Below are 18,079 nucleotides of genomic sequence, written 5' to 3' on the forward strand. Positions count from 1 at the left end.
GGTGGTTTTTTTATGTGCGCTACGCATAGAAAAACGCCATCGCGCCGGTAAGCGCGATGGCGTTTGCCACAATGGGAGCAATCAGGCGGCTTTGGCGGCTTTCGCTGTCGGCAGATGACGTTCGATTCCGTAACGATAAATAGCCGCACCCAGCAGGCCGCCAATCACCGGCGCAATGAGCGGGACGAGGAAATAGGGGATCTCTCTGCCGCCGGTCATGGAAACCGTTCCCCACCCGCTCAGGAAGGTAAAGAGCTTCGGCCCAAAGTCGCGCGCAGGGTTCATAGCAAACCCGGTCAGCGGCGCCGTTGAGGCGCCAATAACCGCAACAAGGATCCCGATCAGGAGTGGTGAAAGCGGCCCTTTGGGGACGCCGTTACCATCATCGGTGAGCGCCATAATAAGGCCAACCAGCATTGAGGTAATGACGATTTCGACCAGCGCGGCGAGCCATATGCTGATGGAATCGGCAGGATAGGTTGAAAAAATACTCGCCAGATACAGGCTATCCTGGCTACCGCGCACGAGCTGGTGGGCGTGTTCGTAATCGGCGAACAGATTGTGGTAAATCAAATAGGTCAGAGCCGCGCCGCAGAACGCTCCGGCCATCTGCGCCACAATATAAGGGAGCACTTTTCTGGCATCGAAATTGGCGAACGCCCATAAGGATATGGTCACCGCGGGGTTAAGGTGCGCCCCGGACGTCCCGGCGGTCAGGTAGACGGCGAGCACAATACCCAACCCCCATACTATGCAGATTTCCCACAGCCCAAAACTGGCGCCTGCCAGTTTGGCCGCAGACAGTACGCTGGTGCCAAAAAACAGAAATAAGCCGGTGCCAAGAAATTCTGCAATACATGGTCCGGTTAGGGATTCGTAGGGTTTACTCATGTTTTTTTCCTGTATTAAGCCTGTGTTTGCCATCGCTTAATGATGGGTAAGTACAATAGAGATAATGTTCAAGGGTATGTTTATTTTATTATTTGAGAGAACCATCAACCTCCGATATGGCAATGGAATCCCATTGATTCGACGATTTTCTTCAGACTTTCTATTTTATTTTCGGAATGCGATTGCGCATCACCCATCGGATAAATTCGACCGAGGAGGCTGTATTTATTCTCTCCGAAAGTATGGTACGGCAGCAGATGAATAGTATCGACTCCCGACATTAAGCGAGCAAACTCAGCGATGCTGCGTATTTCATCAGGATTGTCATTAACGCCAGGGATCACCGGAATACGGACAATGACTTTAGTGAGGAATGAAATTCGGATCAGGTTTTCCAGAATACGGCTGTTATTGACCCCGGTATTTTCTTCATGCGCCGCAGGGTTAATCGCTTTAATATCCGTTAAGGCTAAATCGATCCACGGAAAAACCTCTTCGATGGTTTCTTTACTCGTCAGGCCGGTGGTTTCAATGGCGGTATGCCATCCTTTTTCTTTGCAGGCTTTTAATAATTCGCGCGCAAATTCAGGCTGAGCCAACGGCTCACCGCCGGATAGGGTGATGCCTCCGCCAGAACGCCGGAACAGATTCTCCTCCTTTTGTAATTCCCGGATCACGTCGCGCACCGTCATCCGTTTCCCTTTCATCTCCAGGGCCTGAGTAGGGCAAACGCGTGTGCAATCGCCGCACTGGATGCAGCGTTCGCGGTCAATGAAAAAAGGATTGCTGGGAGAAAGGGCTTTTTGCTTACAGGTATCGACGCATTTTCCGCAGCGGATGCAGTCATTTTTTTTATACACCAACTCTGGCTGCGGACGCTGTGACTCGGGGTTGCTGCACCAGCGGCAGGTAAGGGGGCAGCCTTTAAAGAACGGAATAGTCCGGATACCAGGACCATCGTGCAGCGAATAGCGTTGAATATTGAATAAAACGCCCTCGGTTTCGTAGTCGACTCTCTTCATAACATCACTCGTCAAAAAAACAGCCAGCGGCCCAAATTGAGCCTGAGAAAGGGCCATGCGCTGCGGCATGGCCCTGGCAGGGAGGAAAAATCAGAATTGCTGTTCGGTACGGCTGATGATGTCGTCCTGAACCTCTTTGGCTAAGACGACGAACTGCGCGCTATAGCCCGCCACGCGTACGACCAGATCCTGATGCTGCTGTGGATTTTTCTGCGCCTCCACTAGCGTTGCGCGGTCGATAACGTTGAACTGGACGTGCATCCCTTTCTTGTCGAAGTAGTTGCGTACCAGCCCGCCAAAGTTACGCAGGCCTTTTTCGCCAGCCAGAGACGACGGCAGGAATTTCTGGTTATAGAGCGTCCCGTTGGAGGCGATGAAGTGGTCCAGCTTGGCGACCGAGTTGGCCGCTGCGGTTGGGCCAAGGGTATCTTTGCCCTGGCGCGGGGATACGCCATCTGCCAGCGGCTCTTTTGCCAGACGTCCATCTGGAAGCGCGGTGACGTCTTTACCGAACAGAACGTTGGCCGATACCGGGTAGATGCCCGCCTGGAAGTTGCCGCCGCGCGGGTTGGTGTATTTCTCTACTTCCTGGCAGTAAATCAGTGCGCACTGGCGGGCCACAAGGTCGACTTCATCAATGTCGTTGCCGAAACACGGCGTATTTTCCAGGATATGGCGGATCTCTTCATAACGAGAGACATCCGTCGTCGCCGGTGCGGCAGAGGTTGCCGTTTGAGAAAGCTGACGATAGACCTCCTCTTTGATGGCCGCTGGGTCAAGCGCACCGTGCTGGCTAATAACCCGTTTCACGACGTCGTAGATATCCTGTTCCCCAAGCGATGTCTTCGCCGCTGCGCCATGAGGCGTTGCCCCAACGGGATAGCCGAAGTTTGCATCCAGCGCGCCTTTCAGCTCCTGAAGCGTCAGGCGTCGGTCTTCAAATACCTGCTTCTGAATGGCGTACACGGAGTCACCGGTATCCGCCACGCCAAAGGCCTGTGGGCCGGTGAAGTTATAAATGGCGCCGCCTTCCTGGAGTGATTTTCCCCGGCCGATGCAGTCATCAACCAGCGCGGAAAGGAAGGGCAGCGGGCAACGTTCACCATGGGCAATATCAACGCTGTTACAGGCTTCGACGAGCTGATGAACGAAATGCGCCATCTGCTTTTTGAAGGCGGTATAGAAGTCATCAATACAGGTGTACTGCGTCATCTCGCCGGTGATTGGGCCCAGCTGTTTGCTGCCTGAACGGCCGTTGTTGAGGGTAATTTCCAGCACTTTCGCCACGTTAAAGAACGCGGCATCGTGCCAGCCTTCCGTCCGGTGCGGTGCCTGCGGCTCCACGCAGCCAATGATGCAGTAATCACGCGCATCACGTAGTGAAACGCCTCGGTTTTGCAGCGATGGGATAATCACTTCGTCGTTGTACATCGCCGGGACGCCCAGCCCTAAGCGCACCAGTTCGCAGGCGCGGTAGAGGAACTCATCGGGTGTACCCTGCCAGACGCGGATAGAGAAGGACGGCTGCGGCAGGCGAACGTGGGCAGTGGCTTCCATACACATGTAGGTCAACGGGTTGGTCGCGTCGCGGCCATCTTCAGTTTGCCCGCCAACGCACAGGTTCTGGAATACGGCGTAACCGGCAAAGGCCTGCGCGGAGACTTCATCGCGGGTTTTGTTGATATCATTCAGTTTGATCCAGCAGCAGTCCACCAGTTCCTGAGCAAACTCGGCATCAATCGATTTATCAGCAGCCAGATACGGGTACATATATTGATCGAAGCGCCCTGGAGAGATGGAGTGGCCGCTGGATTCAATTTGCAGCATGCTCTGGATAAACCAGAACGTCTGACAGGCTTCCCAGAACGTGGTGGCGCCATGTTCAGGCACGCGAGTACAGTTCTGGGCAATGTGTTCCAGTTCGCGCTGACGAGTTGGGTCACGCTCTTCGCGCGCCAGGCGGGTCGCTTCCTGTGCGTAGCGATGGGCGAAATTGATAGCAGACTGGTAGCTTAAGATAACCGCATGATAAAACTGCTCTTTTTTAATGTAGTCCGGAGAGGTACGGTCGAGATTTTCCAGCGCGCGGTTCACTTCGTTAATAATGCCGCGGAAACCGATTTTCAGGACCTTGCCGTAATCAACGCTGACGTGACCTACGCCGCCAAAGAAGTAGTTGCCGACGGTGAATACGCCGTTGCCCATACTCTCTTTGGTGCCTTCGGACATATACGATGCCGCTAATTCGCTGGTGGTTTTACCCGGCCAGTATGTAAAGGCCTGGTGCAGTTCTTCCGCCGTTTTCTTCGGAATGATAAATGGGTCGGCGACACGTTTTTCCATGGTGTCGAACTCTTTCTCAACCCAGTCATAAGAGAACTCAGGGCAGATCTCGGTGGAGCGAGGATTAATCGTCACCGCGCCGACAATAAGTTCGTCCGGGCGAATCGTTACCGGCAGTTCATTGAATATTTTCTCGACAACCTTTGCGCGGCGCATAATAGCCGGAAGCTGTTCGTTCTCTTTATATGCTTCAGTGGCTAATACAGCACGCTCAGATTCAACATAGGGTTTAGCATGCAGAATCATATTTTTGAGTCTGACAACACGTTCGGTCGGATTAGTAAAGCCTTTCTCTAACATACAATAACTCCCGAAATAATATGAGCGTGGTTTATTCACCACTGCTGAATTTTTTGATCTGACGGCAGCGCCGAGAACATTAGTGAATAATGCTGGTGCCGATTAAGCTAATAAACTGACGTAATAGCGCAGGGTGTCCCATCCAGGTTGCGGCGGTGACCAGATTGCCGTCCTGCACGGCTTCATCATCCGTTGAGGTCACCCACGTCCCGCCGGCCATTTCAATCTCCGGTTTTAACGTAAAATATCCCGTCAGCCTTTTGTCTTTCAATATGCCTGCTGCTACCAGTACCTGTGGCCCATGACATACTGCGGCAATAGGTAATGAAAAATTATTCGCATAATGAATAATGTTCAGTACCGATTTATTCAGGCGTAAATATTCTGGCGCTCGTCCGCCGGTAATATAAACGCCGCAGTATTCCTGCATCCTGACTTCATCAAAAGATGCGTTTAAGCGAAATAAATGACCAGGTTTTTCACTATAGGTTTGATCGCCTTCAAAATCGTGAATAGCCGTTTTAATATATTCGCCACAACGTTTTCCAGGACAAACCACATCAACTCTGAAACCTAACATGCTTAATGCCTGAAAGGGCACCATGACTTCATAGTCTTCAGAGAAATCGCCTGCGAGAATCAGAACTCTTTTCATCAGCGAACTCTCAGAATGTATTTGAATCATCCTCAATAGTACGCATGGCTTCATTCACTGCGGCGACTTCACCGAATATAGCCAGCGTGGTGATATGTTGCGGGCAACTACCAAAGATTTCCGATACCGCTACGTGAGCACTTTTACTTGCCCGATCGGCGTAAAAGTACAAATCTGGTATCGGCAGCATAATCAACCCAACCGCATCGATACGCACCCGATCCAGACGGTTGCGAGACTCAGAAGGCATCCGCCGTTTCAGCATGGCCAGCGTTTCCGGCGTCGGTGCATTGATGATCCGTTTATTCATCTCTGGGTTACCCACTTTGCTTATATCAACGAATATTGAGCGCTTCGACCATTACGCAGCGACGATTTCTGGCAAATGTACGTGCGGAGGTCAGACCTTCCCCAGTTGGCCCGGCGATCGTAAAGGTGGCATGTCCCTCGCCGCCAACGCCGATGCCCGCGTAAGAAGGGCCGTTTTTCACAAAAATCGTGGTCTGGATCAGACGCGCCATTTTGGTGAGTTTTTCCACGTTAGTGGAATGCATCATTGCCGTGTGACGATTGCCATGTTCCACCTGGATGGCTAGCTCAATCGCTTCATCGACGTTCTCTACCCGCACCACTGGAAGAATTGGCATCATCAGTTCATGCACGACGAACGGATGATCGCGCTCGGTTTCGATCAGCACGACTTTGATCTCTTCCGGTACGCTGATGCCAATCTGCTGTAGAAGGTAACGTGCATCTTTCCCGACGAACGCCGTATTCGGCCCGGTTCCTTTTTCATTAAGCACCAGTGATTGCAGTTGCTGGATGTGCTGCTTATCGCACAGCAACCAGGCACCGCTTTTCTTCATGCAATGAATGAGATAATCCGCGACGTCATTGACGACGATGACCTCTTTTTCGGCAACGCAGGGCAGGTTGTTGTCGAAACTGCAGCCATTAATGATGTCACGCGCCGCTTTCTCGATATCGGCAGTCTCATCAACAACAGCGGGAGGATTACCGGCACCGGCACCCACGGCCTTTTTGCCTGACGACATCACCGTTTTAACAATCGCTGGCCCACCGGTGGCGACCAGCATATTGACGCGCGGGTCGTTGATGAGGGCATTGGTGTTAGCAATTGAAGGGGTTGAAACCGTCACCACCAGGTTTGCGGGCGCGCCAAGCCGTGCCAGCTGCTGGTTAATCAACGCAATACAGTGCAGCGAGACGCGGCGAGAGCGTGGGTGAGGACTGAATACCACCGTGTTACCTGCAGCCAGCATACCGATGCTGTTATTAATGATGGTTTCCGTTGGGTTAGTGGTTGGTGTAATTGAACCGATGACACCGTAGGCGGAGTATTCGCTCAGCGTCAGGCCGCCATCGCCGCTGAGTGCGCCGGTTGTCAGATCCTCAACGCCGGGCGTTTTTTGCGCGGCGACGCGGTTCTTGACCAGCTTATCGGCATAATTCCCCATCCCCGTCTCTTCTACGGCCATGTGAGAAATGGCCTGTAGCACCGTTTCTTGTAGAAACAGCTGGCGGATGCCATCAATAAAACGGGTACGATCCTGCATTGAGCAGTGGCGATACTGACGCTGCGCGAGCTGTGCTGCCGCAATGGCTTCATCCATTGTGGCAAAGGCGCCATCACCTGACGACGAGTCGTCATCAGGTGCAGCATCGACGCGATTGGCCAGCACGCTGGCAATAATCGCATCAATGCCGTCGCGTTCGGGGGCAGCCGGTTGGGGGCTACTTTCCCGGATGTCCGGTGCGGTTTTAGTGTATTTACTCAGAACGCGAGAGACGGCCTGAGTAATTTCAAGATCGTTCATGCTCTACTTTCCTTACATCACATCGCTTCGCATGCATTGCCGTTCGCTATCAAATATACGGTGTTGTTGTCGATTTGATTGGCGCCGGATCCAGGGTAGCCAGCAGTTGCTTCCCGACCTCTCTTGCTGCAATGACCGCCTGGCGAACGGCGCCAGAGTCACCGGCAAACGTGAAGATCACCTCATTACTAAAACTGGTGCCTTTTGCCGGACTGGCGTATCCCACAGGCTCAATGACCGCGGCTTTTGCCGCGGCATCGGCAACAACGATACCGATAGCCGCCGGTGAGGCGCAGGTCATACCGAAGGATTTACCCAGCGGTGCGCCAAAGGCTTTGTTGAGGGCGTAGCTGGCACGGGCGGTGTACTGGAACTCCAGATGACCCGCCGGTGAACCGTAGACATCACCCATGGTGCGCTCGATTTCTCCCAGTGCGACTTCGATGGCACGGCGAACGTCGGAGACATCGGAAGCGCCGAAAATAATTAAACATCCGTGCCCGCCGCCGCCTTCGGTATCGCGAGCCAGTTCAATCGACAGAATTTCACTGTTCGTTGCTTTAATGGCTTCATCGGCCGCAAAAATATGCGGGCCCGCGCCAGTACGCGCGCCAAGAATACCGATAGAACGATATTTCTTATCGATCTCCATAACGTCATGCAGCTGGTGATCAACGTTTGCAATAACCAATCCAATGGTGTGACCAAGGGCTGTACCAACAAACTCGGTTAAACCACAGCCAGCAATGCTGGCCTTGGTTTTATTATTAGCGTTGGTGTCAGACTGTTTATTCATTACCTCAGATATAATCTGTTCAACAAAATTATCTCTCATGGCCAGAATTCCCAGACGTTATTAACTAACCGCTTTTGGCAGGATTTTTTCCACTTCGATATGTGGGCGAGGAATAACGTGTACGGAGACCAGTTCACCGACTTTACCCGCAGCGGCAGAACCGGCATCAGTAGCCGCTTTTACCGCACCAACGTCGCCGCGAACCATGACGGTGACCAGGCCTGAACCAATTTTTTCGTAGCCGACCAGAGTGACGTTAGCGGATTTAACCATGGTATCTGCGGCTTCAATTGCGGATACCAGACCTTTTGTTTCAACCATACCTAATGCTTCTTGTTGCATAACGACCTCAATATTTAATATAGGGGTAAGCGGTAGTCATGAATTAACCTTTGGCAGAAAATTCATGTATCTAATAAATACGTCCATCATATTATTGTGCTAAGGACAAAATGTTTTGCCCGTCAGAGAGACTTTCTTGCTGTTTGGCATTATCCCAGACAATAAAATCCTCCCTGTCAGCGATCGCAATATGTGATTCAGGCTGCGCCCTGGCATAGGGGGGAGAATGCTGCGGCATCCTGTGCAATCATTTTCTCTTCATTGGTTGGAATGACCGCCACGATGGGGGAACCGGGCTGCGAAATGACGCCTTCGCGGCCAGCAACCATCTGCTTATTTTTTGCCGCATCGAGAAGGATGCCAAACACGGACATTCTTTGTGCGGTAAGTTCACGCACCAGCGCTGAGTTTTCACCAATGCCACCGGTAAAAATAAGCGCATCAAAACGGTGTAGTGACGCGAGATGCGCGCCAAGATGGCGTGCAAGACGGTGCACCATAACGTCAATCGCAAGCGTGGCGCGAGGGTCGCCGTGGTTACGTGCGTCCTGCAAGGTTCGGCAATCGCTGGAGATGCCCGATATGCCATACAGGCCGGAGTCGTTATTGACCATGCTGTAGAGCGACTCAATGGTTTGTCCTGTACACCTGGCGATATAGGTGGCCGCACCGAAATCGAGATCCCCGCAGCGGGTGCCCATGACCAGCCCTTCAAGCGGCGTCATGCCCATTGAGGTATCGACGCTTTCGCCATTTTTTACCGCACATACCGATGAACCGTTGCCCAAATGGGCAATCAAAATGCCATGATTTGCCGGGTCGAGGTTTAAACGCGCAACGGCCTCTGCGGCGATAAAACGGTGCGAGGTACCATGAAAGCCGTATCGCCTTACCTGATACTGCTGCTGATACTCATACGGGATCGCGTAGGTATAGGCTGCGGGCGGCAGGGTCTGATGGAATGCGGTATCAAATACCGCGACCTGGGGAAGGTGCGGCAGCAGGGCCATCGCGGCTTTAATGCCTGTCAGGTTGGCGGGATTATGTAACGGGGCCAGCGCTGAGAGTTCATGAATGCGGGCTATCACGGCGTCGGTGAGCAGAACAGACTGCTTGAAATCGCTGCCGCCGTGCGCAACGCGATGGCCAATCGCGCAGACTTGCGGGAGTAGAGACGACTCGTCGAGTCTGGCGAAGAGCGTTTTTAGGGCGCAGAGGTGGCTGGACTCAGCCAGCGGCTCGGTAATCTTGCAGCCATCTGCCCCTTTAAAGGTGATGCAGGCATCTGCCAGACCGAGCTTTTCGGCGAGCCCTGAGAGCAGCGGCGTCTCTTCATTGAGCGGGAGCGCGGAAAATTTTAGTGAAGATGAACCACAGTTAATAACCAGAACCAATGATGATAACGGCATGATATACCTGTATTTTTTGAAAGTTATTCAGGAAAAATGGTGAGCGGGAATCGTTCACGGCTAAATCGCGCGAGGGCCGCGCTGGCGATGGCGATGTCCTCATCGACGCTGCCGCCGCTGATGCCAATGGCACCCAGCAGTATGCCGTTTGACCAGCAGGGAAGGCCGCCGCCAATACCGCAGATGCCAGGTTCATGGTGCAAACCATAAAGGCTTGCACCGGGCTGGATCTGCCCGGCGAGCTGCTGTGTCGGCATTTTCAGCGCGACGGCGGTCCAGGCTTTTTGACCTGCTAGCGTATGGCTAATCAGCAGCGCATTATCCATGCTGAAAAAGTAGCGCTGCTGACCGCGGCTATCGACCAGACTGAACACAATGGGAACCGCGGACTCATCCGCTGCATCCCGGGCATATTCCGCCAGGCGCGCGGCATCCTCCAGGCTGAGCGTACGCGGTGATAGCTGAGACGAAATGGCCTGGTCAATCTGGTAGTCCAGTCCAGCGTTTGATTCAGGGGGCATGGCGTTTCCTCGCGAAGGGTTACTGACCGTTAAGATCGAGGGAGTCGACAATCCCGACGACCGCAGCATCGATGACGGAGTGTTCTTTGCTGGTACTCATGCGCGCTGAACTGCCAGTGGTGACGAGAACCGTTTCGCCATTTCCGGCACCGACGAAGTCAACGGCGACCTGCGCGGTCCCCGTCGGTTGATAGTGCTCATCCAGACGGGCGACGATCAGCAGCTTTGCGCCGTTGAGCGATGCGTGTTTGGTGGTCGACACCAGCGCACCGGTTACCTTTGCCAGATACATAAGTCCTCCTGGAGGGGTTGAACAATAACGAGATGGCGATCGCGGATTTCATCCTGGGCGGCCGGGGTAATCAGCGTGCGGCTGTCTATTTTCAGCGGTTGCCCTTGAGGATGCTGGCGTACGTCGCTGAGCGTAATCAGGGAGCGGCGCGAACGTAATTCCGGCGTCGATTCTGGTAGACCGATCACGGTAAAACCGTACTCAGTCAGCGTGCTGGCGTAGTTCATCAGGCGCGCTTTCAGGGCTGGTGGTAGCGCGGAGTGGCTGTCGGGACGGCATTCAGCATTGAGCGTGATAATGGCGGTTTTACGCGCGCTGAGCGCATGGAAAGCCCAGCGACATACCAGATTATCGCGGATGCCGAGCGCAATTTTACTCAGGCTGTTCGTTGAGAGCGCCGGGAAAAAAATGTCGTGATAAGTGCTCTGTGCTGACGATGGAGGCTGATTGTCGCAAATAACTTCCACCCCTTGCTCCGCCAGCGCTTGCAGGCAATGAGACTGTAATAAAGAGCGTCTGGCGCTGTGTGAAAATGCCATGACCAATAGGTAGCCGCAGCGTTCAAGCGCGATGAGGCACTCCAGGGTGGAGGGGAGCGTGGAGAGATCCTCTCCGCTCAAAACGACCCGCATGACTTTATTGTGGCTCTGCAGACGTCGTTTACGCTGCGCCAGCATCTCATCAATAACGGTATCCACGAGGTGAGAGAGTTGCTGCGTATCCATAGTTTCCCTTCTCAATGGCTGTGCATCGCAATGCCGAGTGGTGTGACGAGAAGCGGTTGCGGCGCCTGTACCACCCGTTTGCCCGTCGTCTGGCGAAAAACTTCAGCGAACTGATGAAAACTGCTGGCACCGCCAACCAGATAGAGCGTGTCAATGGGGTAACGGGCAACCCATTCGGCCACCAACGAGGCCATTTTTTCGGCAACCGGGCGCACCAGCGCGAACACCTGTTCTTCATGCTCCGGCGCCTTTTTCATCTCTTCCGCTTGTGCAAAAGAGAGGCCTAGCGCACCGGCAATCACCAGCGTCATATGATTGCCGCCGGTTGGTTCATCGGCGCTAAAAACGACCTCTCCGTTCCTCAGGATGCTAATGCCGGTGGTGCCGCCGCCAACGTCAACGACGGCGCCGTCGCGAATATTCAGCGCCAGGGCTGCGGCAACCGGTTCATCAACAATGTGCGTGACCTCAAATCCAGCGGCTTCCACCATGTTGACGATGACTTTCGTGTTGCCGGGGAGGATCCCCGGCGGAATGGCGGTAGCCGCGTGGGTCAGTGGCCTTCCCAGTCGCTCCTCAAGCGAGGTTTTCAGACGGCTAACCACCCGACTTGCCGCCAGAAAATCGACCACAATGCCGTCTCTCACCGCGCACGAAGGGTGACTGATGCCGGCGATGGGATTATCGTTCTCATCCACCACCACCAATGCGATATTGGCCGTTCCAGGATCGACGCCGACCTTGATATTCCCGTCGTAAGGCGCACATGCTTCACGGCTGACCCATTCAGCCAGCGCCTGTAATCGCAGGGTTTCAGGGCTGTCAGCCATCGTGGCATTCCGTCATGGCGCGCGTGACGCAATCGCCGTTGCGTAAGCCGACGCTATTCGCTTCTTCCACGTCGATATGCATTTCCAGCACGGCATCTTCACTCACGCGTACGACAACGTGGCTGAGAACGCCGCCGCGCTGTCCCGCAACCTGGACGTCTATCTCCATGCCGTCCTGCAATCCGGACTGGCGGGCCTGTATCGGGGAAATATGAATATGCCGCCAGGCGACAATTGTCCCTTCCGTTTTTTTGATCGATCCGCGTGGCCCAATAATTTCAATGCCTGGTGAATGCTCGAGATCGCCGGACATACGGACGGGCGCTTTGACGCCCAGCGTAAAGCCATCGGAAACGGAAATTTCGATCTGGGTAGCGCGACGGAGCGGACCGAGTACGCGAACGTTGGCGAGCTGTCCTTTTGGACCGCGCAGCGTAACCGTCTCTTCGGCGGCATACTGGCCAGGCTGTTTTACCGCCTTCATGCGGGTGAGGGTAGAGCCGGATCCGAACAGAGTGTCCATATCCTCCCGACTCAAGTGCACATGGCGATTGGAGATGCCAATCGGAATTTCCAGCGCCTGCGGCACGGGGGAAAATGGGGTACCACGTGCGGCAAGTTCCTGAATAATCTGTTGCGTAATTAGTTCGGCTTGCTGTTGGCTAGAGTTCATAACGTCAACGACCTAAAAGGGTGAATGGAGCAATATCCAGAGTATTCGCTTCTGCGAGGGGCTTTTTGCCCCGACGCAGGACTTTTTTGACGGCCCGACAATTCAAAGACAACGTTGTCCAGATTTACCCGGTGATGTCCGTCAACAGTTGCTCAATATCAGCGGCCGTTGGTCGACAAGGATTCGAGGCGGTGCAACCATCAGAGAGGGTGGCGTGAATAAGTTGCTGGTGTAATGATTCGACCTCGACACGATCTTTACCCGCTTCGCACAGGGTCGCGGGAATACCAAAATGACGATTCATTTCGCGAATGCGGTTGCTCAATGCGTTCAACGTCTGTTCTGGCGTGGCGGATTTGATGCCCATGATTGCCGCGCATTTCAGGTAACGAGGAATGGCGTGCGGCGCATGTTGAATATTCCAGTCGATGATACCCGGCAGCAACATGGCGTTAATTTTGCCGTGCGCAATATGCAGCATGCCGCCGATGGCATGTGCCATGCCGTGCACTAGCCCCAGGCCGGCGGAGTTAAATGCCATCCCCGCCATGCATGATGCGTTGTGCATATGCGTTCTGGCCTGAATATCCGTTTCGTTGTGGAAGATCTCGGGGAGATGCTGCCAGACCAGCGCAATCGCTTTTTCTGCTAGCGCATCGCTGAAATCATTCGCACCACAAGAGACCAGCGCTTCAATGGCGTGCGTCAGTACATCCATACCAGTATCAACGGCGACCTGGCGTGGAACCGATAGCACCAACTGCGGATCGAGGATGGCGTAGTCGGGTATCAGCTCGGCCGCTACCAGAGGATATTTCCGCCCATTTTGCGGATCGGAAATAATGGCATAAGAGGTGACTTCTGAACCGGAACCGCTGGTTGTTGGAATCGCCACCAGCGTTATCGAACAGTCCGCAAGTGATTCTTCCAGCGTGGCCTTGATGCCCTTAGCGGCGTCAAGCGATGACCCACCGCCCAGTGCAATAATGACCTCAGGCTTAAAACGCATAAATTTTGCGGCGCCCGCCTGCAGGGTGGCAACGCTTGGATCGGGCTTGACGTCGCTAAAAATAGACACGGAGGCCTGCGGCATCTCGCTAATCAGATAGCGCGTCTTCCCCGACGTCACCATAAAATTATCCGTCACGATACCGACCTTCTTATTACCTAGCTGGCGTAATGCCTGAATCGCATTTTCGCCAAAATAGACTTTAGGAATAGAAAAAAAATCGCTCGCCATCTCTCGATCACCTTTATCCCGTCATACATCGTGCCGGGGTGTGCACGCTGCTTATAAAAAGAGAGCAAATGGTGGCATAGGCGGTAAAAAAATAAGCTAGTCATGTTTGTGCACTGACAGGATTATGTTGTTGCCGTCTTTGAAGGTGGACAAAAAAAGACAGGAGCAGCAGGGCGTTGTTGCAAATACAACACCTGCAGCAACGGCGTGTTGCAAATCCCACTCTCTGGTACTCACGGTTAAGAATAACTGCCTGAAATACGGGGCTGTTAAAGCTGGCATAAACATTGCTATCAACACATATAACCTAAAAGTTAAAAGATGCAATCATTCATTCCTTAATGGGATATGCATGAATATCAATCAGATATTGCATTTTTACCGTGCTGATAACACCACCCGAGACCATGCTATGTCAGAGACGCAAATAAACCCCGACTACACCCGCGCGGCACCCCATGCGCACGTGATTACCCGCGATGAAGAGGCGATTAGCATCGCTCACGAGATTGCCGCTTTTCTGCAGCCCGGCGCGTCTGAGCGCGACCTCAGCGGCGTGGTGCCGCCCGAGGTGGTTAATGCCTATTCCAACAGTGGGCTGTGGGGCATTACCGTGCCGCGCCGTTTTGGCGGTGCAGAGGTGTCGGCCGCGACGCTCGCGGCGGTGATTGCCATTATCTCCGCCGCTGACCCTGCGCTGGGGCAAATTCCGCAGAACCACTACTGCCTGCTTGAGGATATTCGCCTGCAGGGGGATGAAGAGCAGCAGCGCTATTTCTTTGACCTGGCGCTGAAGGGCTATCGCTTTGCCAACGCGCTGTCGGAAACCGGCGGCAAAACGGTGCAGGACATCCAGACGCGGATTTGCCATACCGCTGATGGCCTGCGGATAAACGGTCGTAAAGGCTACTGCACCGGTTCGTTGTACGCCCATTGGCTCGGGGTGCTAGCACTGGACGATGACGGACACGCGCAGCTGGCCTTTGTACCGCGCGGGACAAAGGGGCTGACGGTGGTAAACGACTGGGCGTGCCTGGGTCAACGCACCACCTCAAGCGGCACGGTGCTGGCTGAAAACCTTCACGTGGAGCCGTTTAACCTGATACCGACCTGGAAATCCTACGACACGCCAACGCTCGCCGGGCCGTTTGCGCAGTTGACCACCGCGGCCATAGATACCGGGATCGCCCGCGCGGCGCTGAACGATACCGTCAGCTTTGTGAATCAGTTTGCCCGACCGTGGATTGATGCCGGTGTCGAACGGGCGGGGGATGACCCGCTGACCGTCTACCAGATTGGCGCGCTCGATAGTCGCCTAGCCGCCGCCGATGCGCTGCTGGAGCAGGCCGGTAAGGTGCTGGATCGCTATAAACATGACCTCTCGGAGGAGACGGTGGCACTGGCATCGATTGCCGTGGCGCGTGCCAAGATTTTCACCACCGAAGCCGCGCTTGAGGCCGCCTCGCGGCTGTTTGAGTTGGGAGGCACCCGCTCGACGCACCCTCGCTACAACTACGACCGCCACTGGCGTAACGGACGCGTGCATACGCTGCATGATCCGGTGCGCTGGAAGTATCACCTGCTGGGCAACTGGGTGTTGAACGGCAAGCGCCCGGCGCGTCACGACTGGAACTGAGGAGAGAGCATGCTCGCTTTTCTGGCCGGAATTGACTGGAACGATGTGGCGCAGGCGGGGCTGGATACGCTGGTGATGCTCGCCTGTGCACTGGGATTTACGGTGCTGATTGGGCTGCCGCTGGGCGTCATCCTCTATCTGACGGGGCAGCCCCGGCTGCTGTATGCGCCGCTGCTGCATCGGGTGCTGTCACTGCTGGTGAACGTAATGCGTTCGCTGCCGTTCATCATTCTGCTGATTGTGATGATCCCGTTGACGACGTTAATTACCGGCACTTCGCTGGGCGTGCAGGGCACTATTCCGCCGCTGGTGGCGGGCTGCGCGCCGTTCTTTGCTCGCCTTGTTGAGACCTCGTTGCGCGAAGTAGACCACGGGCTGGTGGAGGCCAGTTGGGCGATGGGGGGTAACACCTGGCAGCTTATCTGGCACACCCTGCTGCCGGAGTCGCGCGGTGGGCTGATAGCAGCGGTAACGGTAACCGCCATTGTACTGGTCGATTACACCTCGATGGCCGGGGTGATTGGCGGCGGTGGTTTAGGCGACCTGGCGATTCGCTTTGGCTATCAGCGTTTTCAGACTGACGTGATGGCGGTGACGGTCGTGCTGTTGATTGCGTTGGTACAAATTCTTCAAATGAGCGGCGACCGCCTGGTGCGCCGCATGAGCCGTAAATAAGATTATAGACAGGATGAAATGATGAAAAAAACCGTGATAGCCGGGCTGATGGCGCTGTTCTCTTTATCTGCGGCGGCCAATGAAACCCTGGTGGTGGGCGCGACGCCGGTGCCGCATGCTGAAATTCTGAATTTTGTGAAGCCGCAGCTGGCAAAAGAAGGGGTGGACCTGAAGATTAAAGTCTTTAATGATTTTATTCAGCCAAACCAGCAGCTTGTTGAGAAGAATCTGGATGCGAACTACTACCAGTATCGTCCGTTCCTCGATGATTATAACAAGACGCGCCATACCAATCTGCTGCCGGTGGTGGGCGTGCATATCGAGCCATTTGGCGCGTACTCGACCAAATACACCAGCATTAAGGACCTGCCGGATGGCGCGAGCATCGCGATCCCTAACGATCCGGTGAATACTGGCAGGGCGCTGGTGCTGCTCAGCGAGGCTGGGCTTATTACGCTCAAGAGCCCGGAAGATCCTCAGTCGACGGAGAAAGATATCACCGCCAACCCGCACCATTTCAAAATTCGTCCGCTGGAAGGGGCGATGCTGGCGCGGGCGGTAAGCCAGGTTGATCTGGCGTTTATCTTTGCCAACTATGCGCTGGAAGCCGGAATTGATACCGATAAAGCGCTGATTGTGGAAAAGGGGAAAAGTCTGTACGTCGAATATCTGGTCGCTCGCCCGGATAACATCAACGATCCCGGTATTCAGAAACTGGCGAAGGCGCTGAATTCCGATGCGGTGCGCCAGTTTATTCTGACCCGGTACAAGGGAAAAATTGCGCCCGGATTTTAGGAGTGACGACCATGACACAACATATCCGCCTGCGCGGGATTCGCAAGGCATACCCGAACGGTGTGCAGGCGCTTGACGATATCAACCTGGAGATTCAGGCCGGGGAGATCTTTGGCATTATCGGGCGCAGCGGCGCGGGAAAATCGACGCTGCTGCGGCTGTTTAACCGCCTGGAGAACGCTGATCGAGGGGAGATGACGATAAGCGGTGTGCCCATTGGTGAAGGCGCACGCGGGCAGTTGCGGGATTTGCGACGCCGGGTGGCGATGATTTTCCAGCACTTCAATCTGCACGCCACCAAAACGGTGGCGGAGAACGTCGAGCTGCCGCTGCGTATGGCGGGTATCCCTGCCGCCGAACGTCGGCATCGCGTTGACGATATGCTGCGGCTGGTGGGGCTGGAGTCGCTGAGCAATAGCTTTCCTGGCCAGCTTTCCGGTGGGCAAAAGCAGCGCACTGGGATAGCGAGGGCGCTGGTCACGCAGCCGGAGATTTTGCTGTGCGATGAGGCGACCTCGGCGCTCGACCCGGAAAACACGCTGGCGGTACTTAGCCTGCTCAAAGAGATTAATCAGCGGCTGGGACTGACGATTATCCTGATTACCCACGAGATGGACGTGATCCGTACGCTCTGCGATCGAGTCGCGGTGCTGGAAAAGGGCAGGGTGATTGAGCAAGGGGCGGTGTGGCAGGTGTTTGGCGACCCGCAGCATGAGGTGACGCGCGGGATGCTCGGCACGTTGCATCACGGGCGCGAGGAGAATCGCGAGCTGTTAGCCGAAGGACAGCAACTGATCACGCTGCATTTTAACGGTGTTAACGGGCGGGAGCCGGATTTACAACAGATTGCGCGGGCGCTCGGTGGCAATCCGCAGCTGGTGTACAGCAGCTGTGAGCCGATTCAGGGGCGGATCGTTGGGCAGCTACGGATTCGCGTCGATTCGCCCCTGACGGCGGAGTCTTTACGGCAGGCGGCGCAGGTGGCGGATAGGGTGGCGGTGAGGTAGACCGAGCGATTCCCGGCGGCGCTGCGCTTGGCCGGGCTACGATTTGAATGGATCCCGGGCGAGGCGTTTACGCCGACCCCGGGGAAACA

General features: G+C 54.8%; 19 protein-coding genes. 4 read left to right on the forward strand and 15 right to left on the reverse strand.

Annotated features, from left to right (window positions below; all coding sequences use genetic code 11):
- Nucleotides 1-81: 81 nt before the first annotated feature.
- The 15 genes from FHC49_RS12060 to FHC49_RS12130 form a co-directional block, all read right to left on the reverse strand.
- On the reverse strand, nt 82-891 hold the full coding sequence (locus tag FHC49_RS12060; RefSeq protein ID WP_220439867.1) for an MIP/aquaporin family protein: 810 nt from the start codon (nt 889-891) through the stop codon (nt 82-84).
- Between the two features lie 104 nt (nt 892-995).
- Nucleotides 996-1,913: a glycyl-radical enzyme activating protein gene (locus FHC49_RS12065; protein ID WP_220439868.1), complete on the reverse strand. Its 918-nt coding sequence runs from the start codon at nt 1,911-1,913 to the stop codon at nt 996-998.
- Between the two features lie 90 nt (nt 1,914-2,003).
- Complete coding sequence (gene grpM, locus FHC49_RS12070) at nt 2,004-4,556, reverse strand: glycyl radical diol dehydratase GrpM (protein WP_220439869.1); 2,553 nt, start codon at nt 4,554-4,556, stop codon at nt 2,004-2,006.
- A gap of 79 nt (nt 4,557-4,635) precedes the next feature.
- Nucleotides 4,636-5,211, reverse strand: coding sequence for a DJ-1/PfpI family protein (locus FHC49_RS12075; protein WP_220439870.1), 576 nt, complete (start codon nt 5,209-5,211; stop codon nt 4,636-4,638).
- 10 nt (nt 5,212-5,221) lie between these two features.
- On the reverse strand, nt 5,222-5,521 hold the full coding sequence (locus tag FHC49_RS12080; protein WP_220439871.1) for a BMC domain-containing protein: 300 nt from the start codon (nt 5,519-5,521) through the stop codon (nt 5,222-5,224).
- Nucleotides 5,522-5,546: 25 nt separating this feature from the next.
- On the reverse strand, nt 5,547-7,049 hold the full coding sequence (locus tag FHC49_RS12085) for an aldehyde dehydrogenase family protein (RefSeq protein ID WP_220439872.1): 1,503 nt from the start codon (nt 7,047-7,049) through the stop codon (nt 5,547-5,549).
- A gap of 49 nt (nt 7,050-7,098) precedes the next feature.
- The gene (pduB, locus tag FHC49_RS12090; RefSeq protein WP_220439873.1) at nt 7,099-7,884 is read right to left on the reverse strand and encodes a propanediol utilization microcompartment protein PduB; all 786 of its coding nucleotides are present in this window, start codon (nt 7,882-7,884) and stop codon (nt 7,099-7,101) included.
- Nucleotides 7,885-7,905: 21 nt separating this feature from the next.
- Nucleotides 7,906-8,187 carry a propanediol utilization system shell hexameric protein GrpH gene (grpH, locus tag FHC49_RS12095; RefSeq protein WP_004863596.1) on the reverse strand — a complete coding sequence of 94 codons (282 nt, stop codon included), beginning with the start codon at nt 8,185-8,187 and terminating at the stop codon, nt 7,906-7,908.
- A gap of 197 nt (nt 8,188-8,384) precedes the next feature.
- On the reverse strand, nt 8,385-9,596 hold the full coding sequence (gene tdcD, locus FHC49_RS12100) for a propionate kinase (protein WP_220439874.1): 1,212 nt from the start codon (nt 9,594-9,596) through the stop codon (nt 8,385-8,387).
- Nucleotides 9,597-9,619: 23 nt separating this feature from the next.
- A complete protein-coding gene (locus FHC49_RS12105; RefSeq protein WP_220439875.1) occupies nt 9,620-10,117 on the reverse strand; it encodes a heme-binding protein in 498 nt (165 codons plus the stop codon).
- 19 nt (nt 10,118-10,136) lie between these two features.
- Nucleotides 10,137-10,409, reverse strand: coding sequence for a EutN/CcmL family microcompartment protein (locus FHC49_RS12110; RefSeq protein WP_220439876.1), 273 nt, complete (start codon nt 10,407-10,409; stop codon nt 10,137-10,139).
- Nucleotides 10,391-11,134 carry a hypothetical protein gene (locus FHC49_RS12115; RefSeq protein ID WP_220439877.1) on the reverse strand — a complete coding sequence of 248 codons (744 nt, stop codon included), beginning with the start codon at nt 11,132-11,134 and terminating at the stop codon, nt 10,391-10,393. The genes FHC49_RS12110 and FHC49_RS12115 overlap by 19 nt, the downstream gene beginning before the upstream one ends.
- A gap of 11 nt (nt 11,135-11,145) precedes the next feature.
- Nucleotides 11,146-11,964 (reverse strand): ethanolamine utilization protein EutJ, encoded by an 819-nt coding sequence (eutJ, locus tag FHC49_RS12120; RefSeq protein ID WP_220439878.1) that lies wholly within the window; start codon nt 11,962-11,964, stop codon nt 11,146-11,148.
- Nucleotides 11,957-12,637, reverse strand: coding sequence for a phosphate propanoyltransferase (gene pduL, locus FHC49_RS12125; protein WP_220439879.1), 681 nt, complete (start codon nt 12,635-12,637; stop codon nt 11,957-11,959). The genes eutJ and pduL overlap by 8 nt, the downstream gene beginning before the upstream one ends.
- A gap of 124 nt (nt 12,638-12,761) precedes the next feature.
- On the reverse strand, nt 12,762-13,877 hold the full coding sequence (locus FHC49_RS12130; protein WP_220439880.1) for a 1-propanol dehydrogenase PduQ: 1,116 nt from the start codon (nt 13,875-13,877) through the stop codon (nt 12,762-12,764).
- 412 nt (nt 13,878-14,289) lie between these two features.
- Here FHC49_RS12130 and FHC49_RS12135 point away from each other — a divergent pair, with 412 nt between their 5' ends.
- From FHC49_RS12135 to FHC49_RS12150, 4 genes are read left to right on the forward strand one after another with little or no spacing between them, the layout of a single operon-like run.
- Nucleotides 14,290-15,513, forward strand: a complete 1,224-nt coding sequence (locus FHC49_RS12135; protein WP_220439881.1) for an SfnB family sulfur acquisition oxidoreductase — start codon at nt 14,290-14,292, stop codon at nt 15,511-15,513.
- A 9-nt stretch (nt 15,514-15,522) separates the two neighbouring features.
- A complete protein-coding gene (locus tag FHC49_RS12140; RefSeq protein ID WP_185666456.1) occupies nt 15,523-16,188 on the forward strand; it encodes a methionine ABC transporter permease in 666 nt (221 codons plus the stop codon).
- Between the two features lie 21 nt (nt 16,189-16,209).
- Entirely contained in the window at nt 16,210-16,983 is a 774-nt protein-coding gene (locus tag FHC49_RS12145) for a MetQ/NlpA family ABC transporter substrate-binding protein (RefSeq protein WP_220439898.1), read from the forward strand.
- An 11-nt stretch (nt 16,984-16,994) separates the two neighbouring features.
- Nucleotides 16,995-17,990: a methionine ABC transporter ATP-binding protein gene (locus FHC49_RS12150; protein ID WP_220439882.1), complete on the forward strand. Its 996-nt coding sequence runs from the start codon at nt 16,995-16,997 to the stop codon at nt 17,988-17,990.
- Nucleotides 17,991-18,079: the final 89 nt, after the last annotated feature.

The sequence above is a fragment of the Kluyvera sp. EC_51 genome (genome assembly GCF_019584505.1).
Lineage (GTDB): Bacteria > Pseudomonadota > Gammaproteobacteria > Enterobacterales > Enterobacteriaceae > Kluyvera > Kluyvera sichuanensis.